This is a genomic window from Streptomyces shaanxiensis, from assembly GCF_039537145.1.
GTDB lineage: Bacteria > Actinomycetota > Actinomycetes > Streptomycetales > Streptomycetaceae > Streptomyces > Streptomyces shaanxiensis.
The window spans coordinates 1-21816 of record NZ_BAAAZY010000012.1 but is presented as its reverse complement, the minus strand read 5'-3'; the positions used below and the strand labels follow the sequence as shown (position 1 = coordinate 21816).

The 21816-nt window shown below is 68.1% G+C and carries 21 protein-coding genes; 5 read left to right on the top strand and 16 right to left on the bottom strand.

What is annotated here, in order from left to right; genetic code table 11:
* Positions 1-101 precede the first annotated feature (101 nt).
* Complete coding sequence (locus tag ABD932_RS23050; protein WP_345015431.1) at positions 102-827, top strand: hypothetical protein; 726 nt, start codon at positions 102-104, stop codon at positions 825-827.
* 78 nt (positions 828-905) lie between these two features.
* On the opposite strand, the gene ABD932_RS23045 is transcribed toward ABD932_RS23050, so the two are convergent.
* From ABD932_RS23045 to ABD932_RS23035, 3 genes are read right to left on the bottom strand one after another with little or no spacing between them, the layout of a single operon-like run.
* Positions 906-1403 (bottom strand): hypothetical protein, encoded by a 498-nt coding sequence (locus tag ABD932_RS23045; RefSeq protein WP_345015430.1) that lies wholly within the window; start codon positions 1401-1403, stop codon positions 906-908.
* A gap of 40 nt (positions 1404-1443) precedes the next feature.
* On the bottom strand, positions 1444-2682 hold the full coding sequence (locus tag ABD932_RS23040) for a putative T7SS-secreted protein (protein ID WP_345015429.1): 1239 nt from the start codon (positions 2680-2682) through the stop codon (positions 1444-1446).
* A gap of 15 nt (positions 2683-2697) precedes the next feature.
* Positions 2698-3003 (bottom strand): hypothetical protein, encoded by a 306-nt coding sequence (locus ABD932_RS23035; RefSeq protein ID WP_345015428.1) that lies wholly within the window; start codon positions 3001-3003, stop codon positions 2698-2700.
* Positions 3004-3428: 425 nt separating this feature from the next.
* Between ABD932_RS23035 and ABD932_RS23030 the strand changes: the two genes are divergently transcribed.
* Positions 3429-3782 (top strand): DUF4333 domain-containing protein, encoded by a 354-nt coding sequence (locus tag ABD932_RS23030; RefSeq protein ID WP_345015427.1) that lies wholly within the window; start codon positions 3429-3431, stop codon positions 3780-3782.
* 317 nt (positions 3783-4099) lie between these two features.
* On the opposite strand, the gene ABD932_RS23025 is transcribed toward ABD932_RS23030, so the two are convergent.
* The 5 genes from ABD932_RS23025 to ABD932_RS23005 all read right to left on the bottom strand — a co-directional run bounded on the left by ABD932_RS23025 (position 4100) and on the right by ABD932_RS23005 (position 9864).
* Positions 4100-5806, bottom strand: coding sequence for a bifunctional uroporphyrinogen-III C-methyltransferase/uroporphyrinogen-III synthase (locus tag ABD932_RS23025; RefSeq protein WP_345015426.1), 1707 nt, complete (start codon positions 5804-5806; stop codon positions 4100-4102).
* Positions 5803-6762, bottom strand: coding sequence for a hydroxymethylbilane synthase (gene hemC / locus ABD932_RS23020; RefSeq protein WP_345015425.1), 960 nt, complete (start codon positions 6760-6762; stop codon positions 5803-5805). Before hemC ends, ABD932_RS23025 begins: the two co-directional genes overlap by 4 nt.
* A complete protein-coding gene (locus ABD932_RS23015; protein ID WP_345015424.1) occupies positions 6759-8504 on the bottom strand; it encodes a glutamyl-tRNA reductase in 1746 nt (581 codons plus the stop codon). Before ABD932_RS23015 ends, hemC begins: the two co-directional genes overlap by 4 nt.
* Positions 8501-9274 (bottom strand): redox-sensing transcriptional repressor Rex, encoded by a 774-nt coding sequence (locus ABD932_RS23010; protein ID WP_345015423.1) that lies wholly within the window; start codon positions 9272-9274, stop codon positions 8501-8503. Before ABD932_RS23010 ends, ABD932_RS23015 begins: the two co-directional genes overlap by 4 nt.
* Positions 9275-9576: 302 nt before the next feature.
* Positions 9577-9864 carry a glutaredoxin family protein gene (locus ABD932_RS23005; protein WP_345015422.1) on the bottom strand — a complete coding sequence of 96 codons (288 nt, stop codon included), beginning with the start codon at positions 9862-9864 and terminating at the stop codon, positions 9577-9579.
* Between the two features lie 130 nt (positions 9865-9994).
* Here ABD932_RS23005 and ABD932_RS23000 point away from each other — a divergent pair, with 130 nt between their 5' ends.
* The 3 genes from ABD932_RS23000 to ABD932_RS22990 all read left to right on the top strand — a co-directional run bounded on the left by ABD932_RS23000 (position 9995) and on the right by ABD932_RS22990 (position 13640).
* A complete protein-coding gene (locus tag ABD932_RS23000; RefSeq protein ID WP_126394070.1) occupies positions 9995-10930 on the top strand; it encodes an HAD family hydrolase in 936 nt (311 codons plus the stop codon).
* Positions 10931-11370: 440 nt separating this feature from the next.
* Entirely contained in the window at positions 11371-12144 is a 774-nt protein-coding gene (locus tag ABD932_RS22995; RefSeq protein ID WP_126394069.1) for an ECF subfamily RNA polymerase sigma factor, BldN family, read from the top strand.
* 251 nt (positions 12145-12395) lie between these two features.
* The gene (locus tag ABD932_RS22990) at positions 12396-13640 is read left to right on the top strand and encodes a DUF5667 domain-containing protein (RefSeq protein ID WP_345015421.1); all 1245 of its coding nucleotides are present in this window, start codon (positions 12396-12398) and stop codon (positions 13638-13640) included.
* An 84-nt stretch (positions 13641-13724) separates the two neighbouring features.
* Here the strand turns inward: ABD932_RS22990 and ABD932_RS22985 are convergent, their stop codons facing one another.
* From ABD932_RS22985 to ABD932_RS22950, 8 genes are all read right to left on the bottom strand, one after another.
* Positions 13725-14777: a lysophospholipid acyltransferase family protein gene (locus tag ABD932_RS22985; protein ID WP_126394067.1), complete on the bottom strand. Its 1053-nt coding sequence runs from the start codon at positions 14775-14777 to the stop codon at positions 13725-13727.
* Positions 14778-14791: 14 nt separating this feature from the next.
* The gene (locus ABD932_RS22980) at positions 14792-15853 is read right to left on the bottom strand and encodes an NAD-dependent epimerase/dehydratase family protein (RefSeq protein WP_345015420.1); all 1062 of its coding nucleotides are present in this window, start codon (positions 15851-15853) and stop codon (positions 14792-14794) included.
* A 265-nt stretch (positions 15854-16118) separates the two neighbouring features.
* Positions 16119-16217, bottom strand: a complete 99-nt coding sequence (locus tag ABD932_RS22975) for a 30S ribosomal protein bS22 (protein ID WP_003948845.1) — start codon at positions 16215-16217, stop codon at positions 16119-16121.
* Positions 16218-16374: 157 nt separating this feature from the next.
* Positions 16375-16587, bottom strand: coding sequence for a helix-turn-helix domain-containing protein (locus tag ABD932_RS22970; protein WP_004984898.1), 213 nt, complete (start codon positions 16585-16587; stop codon positions 16375-16377).
* Positions 16588-16716: 129 nt separating this feature from the next.
* A complete protein-coding gene (locus ABD932_RS22965) occupies positions 16717-17532 on the bottom strand; it encodes a phosphatase (protein WP_345015419.1) in 816 nt (271 codons plus the stop codon).
* A 697-nt stretch (positions 17533-18229) separates the two neighbouring features.
* Positions 18230-19402: an acetoin utilization protein AcuC gene (locus tag ABD932_RS22960; protein WP_345015418.1), complete on the bottom strand. Its 1173-nt coding sequence runs from the start codon at positions 19400-19402 to the stop codon at positions 18230-18232.
* Entirely contained in the window at positions 19353-20591 is a 1239-nt protein-coding gene (locus ABD932_RS22955; protein WP_345015417.1) for an MFS transporter, read from the bottom strand. The genes ABD932_RS22960 and ABD932_RS22955 overlap by 50 nt, the downstream gene beginning before the upstream one ends.
* Before the next feature lie 465 nt (positions 20592-21056).
* Positions 21057-21701: an HAD family hydrolase gene (locus ABD932_RS22950; RefSeq protein ID WP_345015416.1), complete on the bottom strand. Its 645-nt coding sequence runs from the start codon at positions 21699-21701 to the stop codon at positions 21057-21059.
* Positions 21702-21816: the final 115 nt, after the last annotated feature.

The following is a 21816-nucleotide window of genomic DNA, read 5'->3' as shown; positions in this document are numbered from 1 at the left end:
ACGAATCACGGCCAACACCGGCCGGGCATATAGGGGTTCGTCTCTTCCCGGGCCACCCCTGTACGTGCGTCACGTTCCGGCGTCCGCCATACTCATGCGGCATGGAAGCCCTGGAAACTCTCACACCAATCCTCGCGATCCTGTTCTCCGCCGCCCTCGCCGGCGGCGTTTTCTACGGCTTCAGGTACGCGAACAAGAGGGACGTTCGGAGCGAGCAAGATCAGGCAGGGCTTGTCCAACTCGCCCAGGAAAGCGGCTGGAACTACACCGCAGAAATCCCCGGCGGGGCAGAACGTTACGTGGGAGCGCCACCCTTCCGAGCAAAGGGCCACTACCTTTGGGACCACATCTCCGGTGAATTCAGGGGGCACACTTTCAGCTGCTTCGAGTACCGCCCGCGCGATTTCGACACGGAGGACGCCGGCACGAACGACCACCGTTATTTCGTCGCATTCTCGATTACGACACCGGCGCCCACGCCTGAAATGGTCATCGACAGGCCGAACGTGCTGGAAAGGGCAGAAAACCGCCTCAACAGCGTTTTCGGTCTTGGCCAGAACGTCATGGAGCTAGGAAATCAAGAATTCGACGAGGCCTTCCGCATCATCACCGACGACGAGTCATTCGCGCGAAACGTGATGACCGACGATCTGGTGCGGTTCCTCCTGTCCGACCCCCGCGCCAAGGATGCACCCCTGCGGTTCCACGGCAACGAGCTGATCACGTGGTCCGAAGGACGGCTTCGGCCGGATGGCATCGACCCGAAGCTGAACTACCTGTGCGACGCCCTGGACCGGGTACCGGCGCAGACATGGCGCCCGGTTTGAGCAGAAATACTCACGGGTGAGCCCCTCGCGAGCCCAGATCCGCGAGGGGCTCACTCATGGCGCCGAGGCCCATGAGACCTACGTTGACGCAGGGGCGTCCACAGGGCGAATTGACCGGACGAACTCCTTGAAGTCGTCCTGCACCTCTTCGAACTGGGACGACTTGGCCGTCAACGTGAACTCGAGCACCGCGCGCCTGGCAGGATCGTGCACATCCTGCATGATCAAGTAGACCTGGCTCTGCACCAGCTCCAAGGGCAACCCGCGCAGCCTGCCCGAGAGACGGAGCGTCTGGGTGAGTGCAGGCGCCTCCGGCGTTCCCACCTGATTCCGCTTGGCGACGCGTACGGTCGCCGCCTGACTCAGTCGTTGGACCGACTCTTCGGCGAGGGTAACCAGGTCAGCCAGGTCTTCCCGAATCTTGCCCGCGATCGTGATATTCGCGGTGAACCCGTCCCGAGACTCGGGATGGAGCGCGACGAAAGCCACTTCTGGGGCGCCCACCTCATCGGGGGACGCCGGCTGCCAGCCCTCCGGCAATGAAAACTCGATCTTCACCGGCAGCGTGGTCGCCATGGTGGATCATCTCCCTCAGTATATGGAATTCAAGCTGGTGTCAGCCGAAGGGATTCCACTCTTTCACCGTGTCTCCGACATCATCGAGACCAATAGCGTCAGCTGCGTCGCCGATCGAATCGACGACCTTGCTCGGGTCAATCTCGACCTGCCCGCCGACGCTGCCGCCGACGCCAACTGTGGCACCCAGCTCTCCACCGATGACGAACTTGCCGTCCTTCATGCCGGCATCAAAGGTGGCCGTGCCACCGAGTCCGTAACTCACCTCGGCCTTGCCACCGATCCCGATACCGGCAACATCAGTGTGGACCTCCCCACCTGCCTTGCCGCCCACAAATGCATCGAAGCCCGCATGCACGCCGTCCTTGCCCACGGAGGCCTTGGCTGATGCTTCGGCGCCGATGGATGCCGAGGCCTTTCCGCTGACGGCATAGGGACCGGCCTCCCAACTGCCCTCCGCGGAGCCCGCTACAAGGTTTGCGGAAGCGCTGGCTCCAGCTTGCATTCTTCCGTCAGCGAAGGATGCCCCTACGGCGCCTCCCGCCGAGAGGACCTGGACACCCGCCTTTCCTGCGGCCTTCCCGACGCCCCACTGGCTCTCGCCTTCGGCCTCACTCTTCAACGCCTCTGCCTCGGCGCTTCTCTCCCACAACTTGGTCTCATGACCCGCCTTGGGCTTGGCGTTGAGGTCCTCGGCAGACCGGCCGTTGGGTGTGCCCCAGGTACGGTGCTCTTTCCCCTGGACATCCCTGGCTTGGGCCTCGTAGACGTTCTTGCCGTAGCTGGACTTGCCAGATTCCTGCTGGTTCTCGGCCGTCTTCGCTGCGCTTGCCAGCCAGTCAGGGGCGTTGTCGGAGTCACCGGACAGCTCCTTGAGCTTCTCCGCCGCCTTGTCACCTTCGTCCCGAAGACACTGCCGGGCATTCTTCAAGATCAGCTCGGCCTGGCTCTCGTCGCCGCCATCCCACAGCTCGATTGCCTCGCTCGCCTGCCGCTGCGCCTCACTCAGCGCCGTGGCATACGTACTGATCGCCGAAGCGGCCCCGGACATCTGATCGGACGCATAGCGCCAGTTCTTCTTCTCGCCGTCGAGCTTCTCCGAGAAATTGTCGCTGGCCTGCCCGGCCCAGCCGGAAATACGTACACCGCCCAGCCCGTCACCGACATTCTCGAAGCTGCCGGAATACTTCCTCAGCGACCGCGCAATTTCATGCAGGTTCCCTGCGTCACCCGGGATGAGCTCTTTGGGGTCTTTCGTGTCACCCAGCTCAGCCGCCATGCCCGTTCCCCGTTCTTACCGTCCCCCGCGAGACGGGCCCACCAGCCGCTCTGCCTCGGCATCCGATCGGTCATAGTTGTCGGCCGTCCTCTTGAGTTCGTCCGCCAAGCCGATCGAACGTTCCCCGAGGACGCCGATGGCCACGTCCCACGTGTCGCAGAACTTTTCGAACTTCCCGGACACGATCAGATTGCCAAATTCTTCCATACTGCGATTCAGTGCACCGAAATCGGCACCGCTGGCTGGATTCAGACATTTTTGAATATCTGAAGCGCCGCCTCTGAGCTCTTCCGGATCGGCACGAAAGCCATCCACGCTCATGTTCGAATCACCGCCCCCGTGAATGCGCGCCAAAGACAGGCAGGTTGGCGCTTTCGTCGGCGACGAAACATATCACTCACCTGCGCCATCACGATGCGCAGGGCGCTCCGATGCTCACGTCCACAAAACCACCAAGGAAATTCCCCAAGTAGCACAGACGTGCGATCGATAAACCGTTTTTGCGCCGCACGGAAAGAACCGATGAAGGAGTCGACTGCCCCCTCGGCGACCTTCGACGCAACGATCGGTTCACGATTTACAGCAAGAGTGGGGAATGGGTGAAGATGCTGCACGCCTCCCCGGCGCCGACGTGCGCACGAAGGACGCACCTCAGAGGTTCAACCAGGGCATTCTCATGCCCCGGTCAAATCCTGCCAGTATGCTTCGTGTCATTTGTGTCTTGCTCATCCGGAATGGAGTCCCCCATGGCCGTACCCCGGCTGTTCGCAGCAACTTCGATTGTCTCGGCCGTAGCAGTTGGCGCGTTGCTCGCAGGCTGTTCCGCGTCGGTGAATGTCGAAAAGCCCGAGCTGAAGATGTCTGCGGAGAAGCTGGCGAACCTGGTCGCCGAAAAGCTTGCTGCTACTGCGAACCAGCCGAAGCCGAACGTCACGTGCCCCGAGGACGTCCCCGCGAAGGTCGGCACGACCACCCGGTGCAAGCTCACCGCGGACGACGGCAGCACCTTGGGCGTCACAGCGACCGTGAACTCGGTCGAGGGCACCAAGATGAACTTCGACATCCAGGCCGACGAGACACCGACCCCGGCGCCGAGCTGACCCCCCATCACGGGCGGAAGAAAATGAGGGCGAGGCCACCCCGGCCCCGCCCTCTGTTCATACCTACGTCCACCGATCTGCTCATCCCCACCCCCCGCAGGGGGCCGCACCCTGTCACGCCGGCCCGCATCATTCAGCCCGTCCGGCGTTTGAGGACGAGGCCCCTCAAGGGCCGAAGCGGGGGCCTGGGGGCGGCAGCCCCCAGAAAGGGCCCCGCGGTCCCGGGGTCGAAGGGGCGGAGCCCCTGGAGGACGGGACGGGTAGGGGCGGCGGGGGCGAGAAAACCCGCCCCACACGCCCCCCCACCGGCCCCCGCCCTACGTAGTAGACCGTCTCCGCCGAGCCCCCGGCCGCCGCTCACTCGGCCGAGTAACCGGATCCCCAGCCTCCACAGCCGCAGCCCGCCGCCGCAGCCCGAACTCGGCAAGCGCCTCGGCCAACTTGTGCACGGACGGCTCCGGAGCCATCACATCCACCCGAAGCCCATGCTCCTCGGCAGTCTTCGCCGTGGCAGGCCCAATACAGGCGATCACCGTCACGTTGTGCGGCTTCCCGGCGATCCCCACCAGATTCCGCACGGTCGACGACGACGTGAAGAGAACGGCATCAAAGCCACCCCCCTTGATCGCCTCACGGGTCTCCGCCGGCGGCGGCGAGGCCCGCACGGTCCGATAGGCCGTGACGTCATCGACCTCCCAGCCCAGCTCGATCAGGCCCGCGACCAGCGTCTCCGTGGCGATGTCCGCCCGAGGCAGGAACACCCGGTCAATGGGATCGAACACCGGGTCATACGGAGGCCAGTCCTCCAACAACCCCGCAGCCGACTGCTCCCCACTCGGCACCAGATCCGGCTTCACACCAAAGGCAACCAGCGCCTTCGCCGTCTGCTCCCCCACCGCAGCGACCTTGATGCCGGCAAACGCCCGAGCATCAAGCCCGTACTCCTCGAACTTCTCCCGCACGGCCTTGACCGCGTTCACGGAGGTGAAAGCGATCCACTCGTACCGCCCGGTCACCAGCCCCTTGACCGCCCGCTCCATCTGCTGAGGCGTCCGCGGCGGCTCGACGGCGATCGTCGGCACCTCGTGCGGCACGGCCCCGTACGACCGCAACTGGTCGGAGAGCGAAGCCGCCTGCTCCTTCGTACGCGGCACGAGCACCCGCCACCCGAAGAGCGGCTTGGACTCGAACCACGACAACTGGTCGCGCTGCGCGGCGGCGGACCGCTCACCGACCACGGCTATCACCGGCCGCCCGCCCTCCGGCGAGGGCAGCACCTTGGCCTGCTTCAGCGTCTGGGCGATGGTCCCCAGGGTCGCGGTCCAGGTCCGCTGCCGCGTGGTCGTACCGGCGACCGTCACCGTCATCGGCGTATCGGGCTTGCGCCCGGCGGACACCAGCTCACCGGCGGCCGCGCCGACGGAGTCGAGCGTCGTGGAAACCACGACGGTCCCGTCCGAGGCACCCACCTCGGTCCAGCACCGGTCCGACGCCGTCCGCGCGTCCACGAACCGAACGTCCGCGCCCTGCGCGTCCCGCAGCGGCACGCCGGCATACGCGGGCACGCCCACGGCCGCCGCCACACCCGGCACGACCTCGAAGGGCACGCCCGCCGCGGCACACGCCAGCATCTCCTCGGCGGCGTACGCGTCGAGCCCGGGATCCCCGGACACGGCACGCACGACCCGCCTGCCGCCCCGCGAGGCCTCCATGACAAGATGTGCGGCATCCCGCACCGCGGGTAGCCCAGCGGTTGTTGACGCGCCGTCAACAACCGCCAGCTGAGGCGTGCCTGTGCCCGGGACGGGGTCCGATCCAGGACCCGTGTCCGTGTGCACTTCGGCTACGCCTTGTCTGGCGTGCTGGCGTACGACGTCGAGCACCTCGTGCTCGGCGACGAGTACGTCCGCGTTCGCCAGCGCCTCGACGGCGCGCAGAGTCAGCAGCCCCGGATCCCCGGGTCCGGCACCGAGGAAGGTGACGTGCCCGTGTTCAAGGCCGGCGGGAAGAGTGGTGGGGCTCACTGTGCTCGCTCCCCCATCAGACCGGCCGCGCCCTGGGCAAGCATCTCGGTGGCGAGTTCGCGACCGAGCGCCAGCGCTTGGTCGTGCGTCTCGGGCACGGGACCGGTGGTGGACAGCTGCACCATCCGCGTGCCGTCGGTCGTACCGACGACGCCGCGCAGGCGCATTTCCTTGACAATCTGCCCGTCGGCCAGCAGGTCGGCCAGCGCGCCCACAGGGGCGGAGCAGCCGGCCTCCAGGGCGGCGAGCAGTGAGCGCTCGGCGGTCACGGCGACCCGCGTGAACGGGTCGTCGAGTTCGCCGAGCGCGGCGATCAGATCCGCGTTGTCCGCGGTGCATTCGATCGCCAGTGCCCCCTGGCCGGGGGCGGGCAAAACCGTGTCGACCGACAGGAAGTCGGTCACCTCGTCGATCCGGCCGATGCGCTGCAGCCCAGCCGCAGCGAGCACCACCGCATCAAGCTCTCCGTCGCGCACATACCTGATCCGGGTATCCACGTTCCCGCGGATCGGCACCGCCTCGATGTCCAGTCCATGGGCACGCGCATACGCGTTCAACTGGGCCATCCGGCGCGGCGAACCCGTTCCGATGCGCGCGCCGCGCGGCAGGTCGGTGAACTTCAGGGCGTCCCGCGCGACGAGCACGTCGCGCGGGTCCTCCCGCACGGGAACGGCCGCCAGGACCAGTTCCTCCGGCTGCGCGGTCGGCAGGTCCTTCAGCGAGTGCACCGCGAAGTCGACCTCGCCCTTGAGGAGCGCGTCGCGCAGGGCGGTGACGAACACGCCGGTGCCGCCGATCTGCGCGAGGGCCTCGCGGGAGACATCGCCGTACGTGGTGATCTCGACGAGTTCGACGGGCCGTCCGGTCACCCGGCGCACGGCGTCCGCGACCTGCCCGGACTGGGCCATGGCGAGCTTGCTGCGCCTGGTGCCGAGCCGTAGTGGCTGCTGAGTCATCGTGGGCCTCGGTTCTTCTCGGTGCTGTCCTCGGCGCGGGAGACGGAGGCCACCGTCTCCTGGTCGAGGTCGAACAGGGTCCGCAGGGCATCCGCGTACCCGGCGCCGCCGGGTTCGGCCGCGAGCTGCTTGACCCGCACGGTCGGGGCGTGCAGCAGCTTGTCGACCACCCGCTTGACGGTCTGCGTGATCTCGCCGCGGTGCTTGTCGTCGAGCCCGGGCAGCCGCCCCTCGAGGCGGGCGATCTCGCTCGCCACGACATCGGCGGCCATCGCGCGCAGTGCGACGACGGTGGGCGTGATGTGCGCGGCCCGCAGCGCCGCCCCGAAGGCCGCGACCTCGTCGGAGACGATACGGCGGACCTGGTCGACGTCGGCCGCCATCGGAGCGTCGGCGGAAGCTTCCGCCAGCGACTCGATGTCCACCAGCCGCACCCCGGCCAGCCGGTGCACGGCCGCGTCGATGTCACGCGGCATGGCGAGGTCGAGCAGAGAGAGCACCGGCGCGGGGCGCGGCACTTCGGGGGCCGGCTCGGGCTTGCGGCGCTCGGGGATCCGGCCGACGGTGGCCACGGTCGCGGCGAGCGCGGTGATCAGCTCGGCGTCGGCCTCGGGGCTGCGCCGGGAGGCCTCGCGCCGGTCGACGGCACTGCCCGCCGCCCAGGCCGCGTGCTGCTCCAGCGTGGCCGCGTCCATACCGGCGACGGCGGCCTCCCCCATGACAGAGAAACCTCCCTGCACGGCGGTGAGGTCCAGCGGACAGTTCTCGTCGGTGCCGACGCTGGTGGGCGGCAGCGGCGTCTGCGGTACGTCCAGGCTGTCGGCGCTCGTCCTGGCGGCCGGCGCCTGGGCCGTCGTACGAACACCGCCCTCGGCCTCGTCGAAGGCGACCGGCCGCCCGGTACGGCCCTCGACCGCCGCGGCGATCTCCTCGGCCGTGAGGACGAGCCCGGTCGCGCCGGTACAGGAGACGGCGACATCGGCACGTGTCAGCTCGACCGGCACCGACTCCATCGGTACCGCGCGGGCGGGCACGTCCGTACCGTCGACCTCGGTGAGGATCTGGGCGAGGCGCTCGGCGCGGTCGTAGGTGCGGTTGGCGACGACGATCTCGGCGACACCGGCCCGCGCGAGCGTGGCGGCGGCCAGCGAGGACATCGAACCGGCGCCGATGACGAGGGCCCTCTTGCCGCGGGCCCACGCCGTGACGTCCGCCCCGGCGGCCAGCTGCTCCAGGCCGAAGGTGACCAGCGACTGTCCGGCGCGGTCGATACCGGTCTCGGAGTGGGCGCGCTTGCCGACCCGCAGGGCCTGCTGGAACAGGTCGTTCAGCAGCCGCCCGGCGCTGTGCAGCTCCTGCGCCTTGGCGAGGGAGTCCTTGATCTGCCCGAGGATCTGCCCCTCGCCGACGACCATCGAGTCGAGCCCGCAGGCCACCGAGAACAGATGGTGGACGGCCCGGTCCTCGTAGTGGACGTAGAGGTACGGCGTGAGCTCGTCGAGCCCCACCCCGCTGTGCTGGGCGAGCAGCGTGGACAGCTCGGCGACACCGGCGTGGAACTTGTCCACGTCGGCGTACAACTCGATGCGGTTGCAGGTGGCGAGCACCGCGGCCTCGGTGGCCGGTTCCGCGGCGACGGTGTCCTGCAGCAGCTTGATCTGGGCGTCGGCACTCAGCGCCGCGCGCTCCAGGACGCTGACCGGGGCGCTGCGGTGGCTCAGCCCTACGACGAGGAGACTCATGCCGGCATCACGGCGGGTACGTCCCCGTCGGGCCCCTGGTCGGCGGATGCGTCGGACTCCTCGCGGGTGACGGCGGCCGGTCCGGTGCCGTCGGAGTGGGCGGCGTCCTCGCCGGCCTTGCGCTGCTCGTGGAAGGCGAGGATCTGCAGCTCGATGGAGAGGTCGACCTTGCGCACGTCGACGCCGTCCGGAACGGTCAGCACGGTCGGCGCGAAGTTCAGGATGGAGGTGACCCCGGCGGCCACGAGCCGGTCGCAGACCGGCTGGGCGGCACCGGCGGGGGTCGCGATGACGCCGATGGACACGCCGTTGTCCTGGATGATCTTCTCCAGGTCGTCGGAGTGCTGCACGGGAATCCCCGCGACGGGCTTGCCGGCCATGGCCGGGTCGGCGTCGATGAGCGCGGCGACCCGGAAGCCGCGGGAGGCGAAGCCGCCGTAGTTGGCGAGCGCGGCGCCGAGGTTACCGATACCGACGATCACAACCGGCCAGTCCTGGGTCAGGCCGAGTTCGCGGGAGATCTGGTAGACGAGATACTCGACGTCGTAGCCGACACCGCGCGTTCCGTACGACCCGAGGTACGAGAAGTCCTTGCGCAGCTTGGCGGAGTTGACCCCCGCCGCGGCCGCGAGCTCCTCGGAGGAGACCGTGGGTACCGAGCGCTCCGACAGTGCGGTCAGCGCGCGGAGGTACAGCGGAAGCCTGGCGACGGTGGCCTCGGGAATCCCTCGGCTACGGGTCGCCGGTCGGTGTGTTCGGCCAGTTGCCACGGTGCTCCTGCGGGTAGAGCGGGGCTGCAGGCGGTCACACGTACCTAGACCGCCCCGTCGAATGCAGGCTATGTCTTTGTGAACGCGTGCACAAAGATGGTGTCCGATTTGCCCGCCCAACGTGACCGGGCTCACGCATGCCCGGCGCACTGCTGTGGAACCGGCGCACACGCACCACCGTTCCTCTGCTTTCGGGGGCAAAACCGCACACTCTCCTCAACGATCCTCGCCCCCCAGACCAAGTCGCCGTCGATCCTAAGCGAGTTTCCGTCCCAGTTGGACTACTCGGTCAGTGCTTTCGCCTAGCCGGTCAGTGCTTTGCGGAGGCGATCTTCGTTCACGCGCCAGAACGTGTGCTGGGCGCCGTCGACGAGGACGACGGGGATCTGTTCCCAGTACTGGTCGTGGAGTTGGGGGTCCTGGGAGATGTCCTTCTGCTCCCACGGAACCCCGAGGTCACCGCAGACCTTCTCGATCACGATCTGTGCGTCATCACACAGAAGACAACCGGGTTTGCGGATGAGTGTGACCAGCCGCTCCTGGGGCGACTTGGCCGTACCGCGACGAAAGAGGGGGCTCATGTCAGCCATTCTCCCGCGCCGCCACACAGCGGATCGAACACGCCCGGCCACGCTGTTTAACTGCGCGGTCGCGGAGAGTTCACACCCTTCAAACCTCTCGACTCCGGTTGCACCGAACAAACTGGCTATGCTCACGGTCATGGCCGCTCTTGGATGGCTCACTCCCCGTAGGCGCTCCGCCACGGCGCGGAGCGTGTTGGCTGGCGAGGCCTCGGCGGAGGCAGCGCGCAAGTCGTCGCAGGAAGCGACAGTGTCGGAGATCTCGGAGGACTCCTCCGAGGAACCGGAGTTCCCGGTACTCGGCGACGAGAAGGCCGCCGCCTTCTTCGACCTGGACAACACCGTGATGCAGGGCGCCGCGCTGTTCCACTTCGGGCGGGGCCTGTACAAGCGGAAGTTCTTCGAGACGCGCGACCTCGCCAGGTTCGCCTGGCAGCAGGCGTGGTTCAGGCTGGCGGGCGTCGAGGACCCCGAACACATGCAGGACGCGCGCGACTCGGCACTGTCGATCGTCAAGGGCCACCGGGTCTCCGAGCTGATGTCGATCGGCGAGGAGATCTACGACGAGTACATGGCCGAGCGCATCTGGCCCGGCACCCGCGCCCTCGCCCAGGCACACCTGGACGCCGGTCAGAAGGTGTGGCTGGTGACGGCGGCCCCCGTGGAGATCGCCCAGGTGATCGCCCGCCGCCTCGGCCTCACCGGCGCCCTGGGCACGGTGGCGGAATCGGTGGACGGCGTCTACACCGGCAAGCTGGTGGGCGAACCCCTGCACGGCCCGGCGAAGGCGGAGGCGCTGCGCGCCCTGGCCGCGGCGGAGGAGCTGGACCTCTCCCGCTGCGCGGCCTACAGCGACTCGCACAACGACATCCCGATGCTCTCCCTGGTCGGCCACCCCTACGCCATCAACCCCGACTCCAAGCTCCGCAAGCACGCCCGCAAACTGGACTGGCGACTGCGCGACTACCGCACCGGCCGCAAGGCGGCGAAGGTCGGCATCCCGGCGGCTGCCGGGGTGGGTGCGGTGGCCGGCGGGACGGCCGCGGCGATCGCGCTGCACCGGCGCCGACGGTAGGGCCGCGTCCCCGGCCACGTCTGTCTGCACCCGCTCCCGCACCCACCAGCACCTCAGCTTCTCGAACACCACACACCCCTCAGCGCCGGCCGGCCGAGCTCGATCCGGCCGGCGCTTTCGGCCACGCCCGGCCATGCGGCCAATCCGCACCCCATACCCCCGCGATCCCCTGTCCAGTCCCCTTGGCTGCACACGGCCACAACACGCCCCGGAGTCAGCCGGAACACGGGCGGATTCGATCAACAAGCGGTCACTCTGCGGCACTTGATGTGCCGTCAATCGGTTACAGAAGAGACGCAATCGGTGATTTGAGCAACTGGGCGTAGCAGTGCCTGCACGAAGCGTTATTCTCCTCAGACGCAAACCGGTACCCCTCCGTCGCTACGACGGGTGAACGGTCCCGCACTGCACGTGATGGAAGCTCTGCCTCTGGGAGTCCCGTGTACCCACACGTCGGGGTTGACGCCTCGGGCCTGGCTACGCTGCGCGCAACGGTCCAAGACCTGTTGCGCGGCTTCGTCCCCACCGCGTACGCCGTCCCCGCCCTCGCCGTAACGACCGTGCCCGTCGGCCCGTGCTACGCGCTCGCCGACGGCACCGCCGCCGTCGGCAGACGAGGGCGGTCGGCCGGCGCGGCGACCGCTCGGCGGCCCGCCGCGGACAGCGACAGCGCTCGAATGATGGATCTCGTCGAACGCGCACAGGCCGGCGAGGCCGATGCGTTCGGACGGCTCTACGACCAGTACAGCGACACCGTTTACCGCTACATCTACTACCGCGTCGGAGGGAAGGCCACCGCCGAGGACCTCACTAGCGAGACCTTTCTGCGGGCCCTCCGGCGGATCGGCACCTTCACCTGGCAGGGCCGGGACTTCGGCGCCTGGCTCGTCACCATCGCCCGCAACCTCGTGGCCGACCACTTCAAGTCCAGCCGCTTCCGGCTGGAGGTGACCACCGGGGAGATGCTCGACGCCAACGAGGTCGAGCGCTCCCCCGAGGACTCCGTCCTCGAGTCCCTCTCCAACGCCGCCCTCCTCGATGCCGTACGACGGCTCAACCCTCAGCAGCAGGAGTGCGTCACCCTCCGTTTCCTCCAGGGCCTCTCGGTCGCCGAGACCGCCCGCGTCATGGGCAAGAACGAGGGCGCCATCAAGACCCTCCAGTACCGGGCCGTACGCACCCTCGCCCGGCTTCTTCCGGACGACGTGCGCTGAGCGCGTCACCCGTACCGATCCGACACTCTCCGCAATCATCAACTCACCCTCGGTGAAAGTCCGTTGACTTCGCGGTCCGTTCATCCGCCGTCCGTAACCCAAGTGCCGAGCCGCTCGTTGTGCGGGATGCAGGCTCCCTGTGGTCACTACCTGGCCGACTTCGATCACTCGATCGTGTGGATCTGGTCAGGGCGTGCAACCCTCAGGACCCCCTGGGGAGCCGACCGTCATCACGAGAGGAGGTGCCGCCAGTGATCGCGAACGTATCGGCACACCGGCGGGCGAACGCCTTCGCCCAGGCCCTGGAGGAGCTGACCGACCGGGGCTCGGCGGCCGAGCAGGCCGAGCAGCCCGATGGATCGGCACCGGCACCGGCTGCTGCGGAACAGACCGAGCAGGGGCGGCTGTTGGCCCTCACCGAGGGGCTCGGCGAGCTGCCCAAGCCCGTACTGGACCCCGAGGTCAAGGTCGTCCAACGGGCCCAGCTCGTGGCCGCGATGGAGGCCATGCTGCAGGAGGGCACCGCGGGGGGCGAGGCGGGACCGGCTCTGCCCGGGCAACGTTCGGATCGGGCACGGGGCGCTCACCGGGCGTCCCCACTGGGGAAGTTGCGACCACGTTCGCGCCTCGCCAAGGGCCTCACCGCGGGCGGGCTCAGCGTAGGTGTCGCCGCCGGAGCTTTCGGCGGAGTGGCCGCCGCGAGTTCCGACGCCCTGCCCGGTGACTCCCTCTACGGGCTCAAGCGCGGCATCGAGGACTTCAAGCTCAACGTCCTGGCCGACGGCGACGACGAGCGCGGGCGCTCCTATCTCGACCAGGCCTCCACCCGGCTGAGCGAGGCCCGGCGGCTGATGGAGCGCGGCCGCGGCGGACAGCTCGACCACGAGTCGATGGCAGAGATCCGCCGTGCCCTGTCCGGCATGCAGCACGACGCCTCGGAGGGGCATCGCCTGCTGAGCGAGGCGTACCAGCGCGACCCCGGGTCCCTGGGCCCCATCCAGGCACTCTCCGCCTTCTCACGCTCGCACCGCGCGGCGTGGGGCAACCTGCGCGAGCGGCTTCCCCTCCAGCTCGGGGACGTCAGTGACCGCGTGTCGTCGGTGTTCGACGCCATAGACGAAGAGGTCGCCCCGCTGCAGTCCCTCCTCCCACAGTCCCCGGAACAGGGCGGCGACGGCAAGCGGCGAGGCGGTCCCGGATCGTCGTCCACCGGTACGTCCGACTCCGACCGTTCGGCCCGCCCCAGCGCCGGCGGCGGCTCCTCCGACGGCAACCGGTCCAGTCACCCCAGCAAGTCCGCCGAGAGCTCCGGAAGCGAGAGCGAGGGCCTGCTCGGCGGCAGCACCGGCGGCCTGCTCGACCCACCGAAGGACACCGGCAGTACCGGCACCTCACCATCCACCTCAACCCCGAGCACCGAGCCCGCAGTAACCCTCCCGCCCCTCCTCCCTGGCCTCCTGCCCGGCCTGGGCATCGACGGCCAGGACGCGAACTAGCCGCAGCGGAGAAGCGAGTCGTACGGCGATGGGGGCGCCCCTCTCAGGAGGGGCGCCCCCATCGCCGTACCAACACCTCATCCGTCAGAAGAAAACCGACCGCCGCTGCACCAGCAACTTGTACAGCGTGTGCTGAATCTGTTCCCTCACCTGGTCGGTCAGGTTGAACATCAGCATCGGGTCCTCGGCGGCCTCCGGCGGATAGCCGTCCGTGGGGATCGGCTCGCCGAACTGGATCGTCCACTTCGTCGGGAGCGGCACCGCGCCCAGTGGGCCCAGCCACGGGAAGGTCGGGGTCAGCGGGAAGTACGGGAAACCCAGGAGGCGGGCGAGGGTCTTCGCGTTGCCGATCATCGGGTAGATCTCCTCGGCCCCGACGATCGAGCAGGGGATGATCGGCGTGCCCTTGCGCAGGGCCGTGGAGACGAAGCCGCCTCGGCCGAAGCGCTGCAGCTTGTAGCGCTCGCTGAAGGGCTTGCCGATGCCCTTGAAGCCCTCGGGCATCACACCGACCAGCTCGCCCTGCCCCAGCAGCCGCTCGGCGTCCTCCGCGCAGGCCAGGGTGTGGCCGAGCTTGCGGGCCAGCTCGTTGACCACCGGCAGCATGAAGACCAGGTCGGCGGCGAGCAGGCGCAGATGGCGGCCCGCCGGGTGATGGTCGTGCACGGCGACCTGCATCATCAGGCCGTCCAGCGGCAGCGTCCCGGAGTGGTTGGCGACGATCAGCGCGCCGCCCTCGGACGGGATGTTCTCGACGCCCTTCACCTCGACCCGGAAGTACTTCTCGTACACCGGGCGCAGCAGGGACATCAGGACCTGGTCGGTGAGCTCCTCGTCGTACCCGAAGTCGTCGACGTCGTAGTCCCCGGTGAGGCGGCGGCGCAGGAAGGCCAGGCCGCTCGCGATACGCCGCTCCAGGCCGCCGTCGTCCTGGGGCTTCTGGGGCGGCTGTTCCTCACGTGTCACAGGAACATCATCCTGCGCGAAGGACCGTCCCGGGAGGGGCTGGACCTCGCGTACCAGCGCGGATTCACCGTTCTTGCGCCGATTCCCCGCGCTCCGGCGCCGCGACGGCCGTTGTACGGCGCTTCCACGGGAACGGTCGTCGTCGAACGGAATGACCTTGGCGTCCGCCATCGTTGATGCGCTCCTCAGTTGGCGCTCTGCGTCGGGGGGTGGACGCCGCCCAGGGCGGGCAGCGCGGCGATCCGGTCGACGGCCCCGGCAAGGGCCTCCGGCGGCAGCAGACCCGGTGCGCGGCTGCGCGCGAACTCCGCGAAGGTCTCCGCCGTCGTGAACTTCGGCTTGAATCCGAGCGTCTCTCGCATCTGGTCCGTCGACACGACCCGGCCGTGCGTGAGCAGCCGGATCTGTTCGGGCGAGAAGTCCGACATGCCCAGCGTACGCACAAGGGAGCCGGCCCAGGTCACAGCGGGCAGCAGAAGCGGCACGGTGGGCCGTCCGAGCCGCCGGGAGCACTGCGAAAGCAGCAGGACGCCGTCGCCGGCGATGTTGAACGTGCCGCTGTTGAGCGTGCCCCGCTCCGGCTCGTGCGAGGCGATGCGCAGCACCTCGATCACGTCGTCCTCGTGCACGAACTGCAGCCGCGGGTCGTACCCGAGGACGGTCGGCAGCACGGGCAGCGAGAAGTACGAGGCGAGCGGCGTGTCCGCGGTCGGCCCGAGGATGTTGGCGAACCGCAGCACACACACGGCGACGTCCGGCCGGCGCCGCGCGAACCCGCGCACATAGCCCTCGACCTCGACCGCGTCCTTGGCGAAGCCGCCGCTGGGCAGGGACTTGGGCGGGGTCGTCTCGGTGAAGACAGCCGGGTCGCGGGGCGCGGATCCGTACACGTTCGTACTGGACTTGACCACGAGCCGCTTGACGTTGGGGGACTTCTGGCAGGCGCCGAGCAGCTGCATGGTCCCGATGACGTTGGTTTCCTTGACCGTGGTCCGGCTGCCGCTGCCGAGCGCGGTTCCGGTCACGTCCATGTGTACGACGGTGTCGGCGCCGCTCTCGGCCAGCACCCGAGCGATGGTGGGCTGCCGGATGTCGGCCTGGATGAAGTCGGCACCTCCCAGATGGTGCTCGGGCGGCACCGCGTCCACGGCGATCACCCGGTCCACCTGCGGGTCACGCTGGATCCGTCGTACGAACCGGCCCCCCAGTTGACGGGCCACTCCGGTCACGAGCACGACCTTGCCCAAGATTCAGCGCCTTCCTTCCCAGCACTCGTCCCCTGCGTACCCTGCCGAGTTCCCCGTGTGCGGCCAACTTAGCGGGTCGGTGTTGCGCTGTGATGACCACCCAATGCATGAAGTGACGAGAATTCCCTGCGTACGACCGGACGGATCAACCCTTTGTCCAGGCATACGCACAGGGTTCGGCCCTTCGCACACCGCCCTCGATATGCGTGTGGCCCCCCACCAGGTGTGGTGGGGGGCCACGGACACGCCGCTTCCGCGGCGTCGCTTACTTCTTGTTGCGACGCTGAACGCGCGTGCGCTTGAGCAGCTTGCGGTGCTTCTTCTTGGCCATCCGCTTGCGCCGCTTCTTGATAACAGAGCCCACGACTACCCTCGCTCACTTCTCATCACTCGGTGTTTGGGCGCCATGGGCCCACACGACCTACGAGGGGCTAGCCTACCCGCCCGAGCGCTGAGGTCGTAATCGAGGGGACGAGGGGGCATCCCGCAAAGCCCTGAGGACGCCCCCTCACCCGTCGCCGTCAGGCGGTTTCCACCCCCACATAACTCTCGCGGAGGTACTCGTGAACCGCTTGCTCGGGGACGCGGAAGGACCGCCCCACCCGGATCGCGGGCAGATGACCGCTGTGCACCAGCCGGTACACGGTCATCTTCGACACTCGCATCACCGAGGCGACTTCCGCCACGGTAAGGAACTGAACCTCGTTCAGAGGCCTCTCGCCAGCTGCAGCCATGACACACCTGAACCTTCCGCACTCGACGGCCACCGGCTTCCCCTTCCGGTGACTCTTCGTCGCTGCGTGCTCACTCCCCAATGTAGGGGCGGGTGATGCGAGTGGGGAAGAGGTGCAGCCATCGGCGACCTACTGTGACAGACACGCTCGATTGAGTACGTAGCGGGTAAGCGGCCGGTAGTAATCAGACCGCACAGCGTCATCAAGTGGAACGACGACGGACACCGACCCCTCGGCCTCCCCCACAAAGAGCGCGGGGTCATTCGTATCGGCGAGACCAATGGCCTCAAACCCCAGCTGACCTGCCCCGCAGACCCAACCGTGATCCCCGATCACCAGCTCCGGCAACGGCCCGCCGGCCTCGGCCGCGGCGGCCAGAGCGGTACGAACCGGGAGCGGCGAATGCGTATGTGCGCCGGTCTCACGCCCGGAGCTCGGAGCGCCGGCTTCCCGCACCAACGCGACTCCTCGTACGTAGTCAAGGTTGTACGTGCGTAGGCCGAACCGGGTCGTTATGTCGACACAACGACCATGCGCGGGGGTGAGGACGGTACACCCCGCCGCCGACAACCCGTCCGCCAAGGCGGCGTAGAACCCGAGCAGTCGATGCGGATGCCCGGTACCGATCAGCACGGGCAAACGGCGCTCGGCGGCCACCCCGATCCGCTCAGCGAAAGCATTCAACCCGCTCAAAGTCCGCCCAGGATCGATCACATCAAGGCCGGATACATGCGCCGGATCGGCCGAAACCCCACACTTGTCCGCCATCAACGCGATCAGATCCCGCAGCCGCCAGCTCCACTCGGGATCAAGCCCGATGAGCACCCGCGGATCCCGAGCAGCAAAAAGCCGATAACTCCGAAGACTCACCTCCCGGGAAGTAGCCACGGTCCCAGCAAGCCGAGCGGCCAGGAGATGGGCGCGAAGGGCTCCGGTACTCAACACGTGAGCGATGGTGACGGATGGGCCACACCGGGGCCGGGCGAACGGACAAACACCGCGCGGTTGGGCTAAGGACCCCACCCTCACCCCTCACACAAGCGCGGCTTCGCCACACGGGGTTGGCGGTCACTGCACGGGGCGAGGCCGAGGCTGCACTCTCAACGCAGGCCCAGGCATCTCAGCCCGTCCGGCGTCCGAGGTTCGGGCCACACCGCCCCGATCCCCCACCCACCGGAGAGGGACGTCGTCCCTAACCCCCCACCCACCCCACAGAGGGCCGCACCCCTTCGACACCGGCCGAGGGATGCCAGCCCGTCCGGCGTCCGAGGCCAGGACCACACCGTCCGGAACCCCCATCCACCCACAGGGGACGTCATCAGGACGGGGCCACATCTCAGCGCAGGCCCAGACAATGCCAGCCCGTCCGGCGTCCGAGGACGAGGGCCCCACCATCCCGAACCCCCACCCACCCGCAGGGGGCGTCATCTGGACGAGGGCCACATCTCAACGCCGGCCCAGGCAATCTCAGCCCGTCCGGCGTTTGAGGACGAGGCCCTTTAAGGGCCGAAGCGGGGGTCTGGGGGCGCAGCCCCCAGAAGGGCCCCGGGGTCGAAGGGGCGGAGCCCCTGGGGGACGGGACGGGTAGGGGCGGCGGGGGCGAGAAAACCCGCCTCACACGCACCCCCACCCCTCACCCCCCCTACGCCAACAACCCCCGCAACGGAAACACAGCCTTACGAGTCGCCAGCACAGCCTGATCCAACCGATCCGCAGGGTCGTACCCCGCCTCCCAGTCCCCCCACGACACAGGCCACCGCCCATCAGTCATCCGCACCGGCCCCAACTGCCGAGTCCGCGCAAAGACTTCCTGCCGCCACCCCTCCGGAATCATCGCCTCAGGCTCAACCGGCCGCCCCGCCGCAATCCCCACCAGATGCGTCCACGACCGAGGCACGACCTCCACCACGGCGTACCCACCCCCACCCAGCGCGACCCACTTCCCCCCGGAGTACTCATGCGCCAGGTCATGACACGCCACCTGCACAGCCCGCTGCGCATCCAACGACACGGCAAGATGCGCCAACGGATCCTCGAAGTGCGTATCGGCCCCATGCTGAGTCACCAACACCTGCGGCCGAAAGTCAGCGATCACCTCCGGCACGACGGCATGAAACGCCCGCAACCACCCCGCATCCCCGGTCCCGGCCGGCAACGCGACATTCACGGCCGTCCCCTCCGCACCCCCGCCCCCGGTCTCCTCCGGCCACCCGGTCTGCGGAAACAACGTACGAGGATGCTCGTGCAACGAAACCGTCAGCACCCGCGGATCCTCCCAGAACGCCGCCTGCACCCCATCCCCGTGGTGCACATCGACATCGATGTAAGCGACCCGCTCAGCCCCAAGCTCCAACAACCGCGCGATAGCCAACGACGCATCGTTGTAGATACAAAACCCCGACGCACCCCCGGGCATCGCATGATGCAACCCACCCGCGAAGTTCACCGCGTGCAGCGCATCCCCCCGCCACACGGCCTCCGCCGCCCCCACCGACTGCCCGGCAATGAGCGCCGACACCTCGTGCATCCCCACGAACGCGGGATCATCCAGCGTCCCGAGCCCGTACGACTGATCCGCCGCCCGCGGATCCACCGACGCCGCCTTCACAGCCTCGATGTAGTCCTCCCGGTGCACCAGCCGCAACGTCGACTCCCCGGCCGGCTGCGCCGCGACGACGTCCACGTCCTTGTCCAGCCCGAAGGCATCGACGAGCCTCCTGGTCAGGGCCAGCCGGACCGGGTCCATCGGATGGTCCCGGCCGAAGTCATAGCCCGTTACTGCCTCGTCCCACATCAGCTGTGCGCGGCCGCTCATGCCCGCCACCGTATCGGTCCGGTTGAGCGGCGAACGACCGGGCGTACACAAGCGTCACCAGCACCAACACCATCGGCACCAGCATCGCCCCGCGATAGGTCCACGCATCGCCCAGCGCACCCACCAGCGGCGAACCGATCAAAAACCCCACGTAATTGAACACATTGAGCCGCGCAACGGCAGCATCCGAAGCCCCCGGCCCGCCTTTGTCACCAGCAAGCCGCCCAGCCGCCGCGAACGTCTGCGGCACCACCACACACAACCCCAGCCCGAGCAGCGTGAACCCCAGCATCCCGACCCACGCCCCCGGCGCCCCGGCCACCACCGCGAACCCGACGGCAGCCACCATCGCACCGGCCCGGACCACCGCGACGGCCCCGAACCTCCGCACTCCGAGGTCCCCGATGGCCCGCCCCAGCAACGTGGTGACCATGTAGACGTTGTACGGCACAGTCGCCAACTGCTCCGAACTCCCCAGCACGTCCTGCAGATACTTCGCACTCCAGTTGGAGACGGTCGAGTCCCCGATATACGCGAAGGTCATCACCAGACAGAACGGCAACAGCACCTTGAAGGCGACGCCCTCACGCTCCCCCGAGCCCCCCGCCACAACAGACCCCCCACTCCCACTCCCGCCGTCGACGTACCACCGACTCCCCACCAGCGCCGCCGGCAACAACACCACGACAACCGGCACATACGACACGAACAGCGCCAGATCCCAGTGCGCCCCCACCCAGGCCAGCGAGGCCCCCACAATCCCGCCCAGGCTGTACGCAGCGTGAAAGCTGAGCATGATGCTGCGCCCGTACGACCGCTGCAGACTCACGCCGAGCATGTTCATCGAGGCGTCGAGCACACCCACGGCCAGCCCGAACGCGGCAAGCGCAAGCCCCAGCTCAACCATGCGCTCCCCTGCCCCCACCCCGAGCAGCGCCAGGAGCACGACGGGCTGGGACCACCGCAGCAGCCGACTCGGCGGTATTCGCCTCACCAGCCGCTCGGTCGCCACACTCCCGACGCCGGCCAGGATCGGCACGGCCGCGAGGAACGCGGGCAGCAACGCATCGGAGACCCCGTACCGATCCTGGATGGCCGGAATCCGGGTCACGAGCAGGGCAAAGGCGACACCCTGAGCGAAGAAGCTGAACGCCAACGAGGCCCTACCGCGCCGCAGCACATCAGTCATGGCGGCGAGCGTAGGGCCCCGGACTACCCGTGGGTAGATCCAGCCAAAGATGAATTTCCCTCAGCTTTGCCGGATCCACCCTCAGGCGGCAACGGGCGACCTCGGACCGCACGGCCCCCTCGGCCGCCTTCACCTCGGCGATGAGCAGCCCGCCATGGACTCGGCGGCTACAAAACGACTGACGACGAAGGCCAACGCCACCGAACCGACCAGGATGACGGACCCGAGCCGCACCATGGTGTCCAGAGGCACCGTGTACGCGCCAACCACCCGCCCCACACAGTCCGCACGGCAGGCACCACGCTGCTCAGGGCCAACGCCATGAAAGTACGCCCCGACAGGCACTGCCACATCCACAATCAGCGGCCCGAAGACGTTCTACTTGCTCGTCGTCAGGCACTCAGCGTCTCGCCCGGCGGAGCCTGCCCAGTAGGAACGAACGTCCGGAGCTCGGCATGACAAATGTCAAATCAGCAGGTCGGCCAACTCCCCCATATCCGAGAAGAGTCGAGTGGCACCCTCCAGCCTCCCAACTGGCGTCATGGCAGTGAACCCAAGGACGTCCATCCCGGCCGCGACGGCCGCTTGCACCCCCAGCGGACTGTCCTCGACGACGACACACCGCGCCGGCGCGACCCCCATCCGCTCGGCCGCGTACAGAAACAGATCGGGCGCCGGCTTCCCCCGCCCCACATCCTGCGAGCTGAAGATCCGCCCGTCGTCGAACCACCGGTCCAGCCCAGTCGTACGATGCCCCACCCGGATCCGCTCATGACTACCCGAGGAGGCCACGCAGTACGGCACCCCACCCTCGGCCAGCCTCGCCACCACGTCCGCGGCCCCGTCCACCGCCTTCAACTCCCGCTCGAACGCCGCGAACACCCGCACATGAAAGACGTCATCAAAGTCCGCCGGAAGCCGCTGCCCCGTCCGCTCCTCGATCAGATCGTGGATCCGGTGCATCGCGGACCCCATGTAGTCCCGAATGGAGTCCTCGTACGACGTCGGATGCCCCAGCTCGGTCAGATACTCAGCCAGCAGCCGATTGGAGATGGGCTCGCTGTCGACGAGCACACCGTCGTTGTCGAAAATGACGAGGTCATAGCGCATACGGCGAGCCTAAACGCAGAAAACCCCGCACCGAAAGGTGCGGGGTTTTCTTCAAATTTTGTTCGGCGGCGTCCTACTCTCCCACAGGGTCCCCCCTGCAGTACCATCGGCGCTG

What these genes read in the sequence shown, in the direction of transcription:
- ABD932_RS22955 (WP_345015417.1), bottom strand. Translation starts at nt 20,591, where the DNA reads ATGACTGATGTGCTGCGGCGCGGTAGGGCCTCGTTGGCGTTCAGCTTC.
- ABD932_RS22950 (WP_345015416.1), bottom strand. Translation starts at nt 21,701, where the DNA reads ATGCGCTATGACCTCGTCATTTTCGACAACGACGGTGTGCTCGTCGAC.
- ABD932_RS22985 (WP_126394067.1), bottom strand. Translation starts at nt 14,777, where the DNA reads ATGGCGGACGCCAAGGTCATTCCGTTCGACGACGACCGTTCCCGTGGA.
- ABD932_RS23000 (WP_126394070.1), top strand. Translation starts at nt 9,995, where the DNA reads ATGGCCGCTCTTGGATGGCTCACTCCCCGTAGGCGCTCCGCCACGGCG.
- ABD932_RS23015 (WP_345015424.1), bottom strand. Translation starts at nt 8,504, where the DNA reads ATGAGTCTCCTCGTCGTAGGGCTGAGCCACCGCAGCGCCCCGGTCAGC.
- ABD932_RS23045 (WP_345015430.1), bottom strand. Translation starts at nt 1,403, where the DNA reads ATGGCGACCACGCTGCCGGTGAAGATCGAGTTTTCATTGCCGGAGGGC.
- ABD932_RS23050 (WP_345015431.1), top strand. Translation starts at nt 102, where the DNA reads ATGGAAGCCCTGGAAACTCTCACACCAATCCTCGCGATCCTGTTCTCC.
- ABD932_RS22970 (WP_004984898.1), bottom strand. Translation starts at nt 16,587, where the DNA reads ATGGCTGCAGCTGGCGAGAGGCCTCTGAACGAGGTTCAGTTCCTTACC.
- ABD932_RS23030 (WP_345015427.1), top strand. Translation starts at nt 3,429, where the DNA reads ATGGCCGTACCCCGGCTGTTCGCAGCAACTTCGATTGTCTCGGCCGTA.
- ABD932_RS22960 (WP_345015418.1), bottom strand. Translation starts at nt 19,402, where the DNA reads ATGAGCGGCCGCGCACAGCTGATGTGGGACGAGGCAGTAACGGGCTAT.
- hemC (WP_345015425.1), bottom strand. Translation starts at nt 6,762, where the DNA reads ATGACTCAGCAGCCACTACGGCTCGGCACCAGGCGCAGCAAGCTCGCC.
- ABD932_RS23035 (WP_345015428.1), bottom strand. Translation starts at nt 3,003, where the DNA reads ATGAGCGTGGATGGCTTTCGTGCCGATCCGGAAGAGCTCAGAGGCGGC.
- ABD932_RS23005 (WP_345015422.1), bottom strand. Translation starts at nt 9,864, where the DNA reads ATGGCTGACATGAGCCCCCTCTTTCGTCGCGGTACGGCCAAGTCGCCC.
- ABD932_RS23040 (WP_345015429.1), bottom strand. Translation starts at nt 2,682, where the DNA reads ATGGCGGCTGAGCTGGGTGACACGAAAGACCCCAAAGAGCTCATCCCG.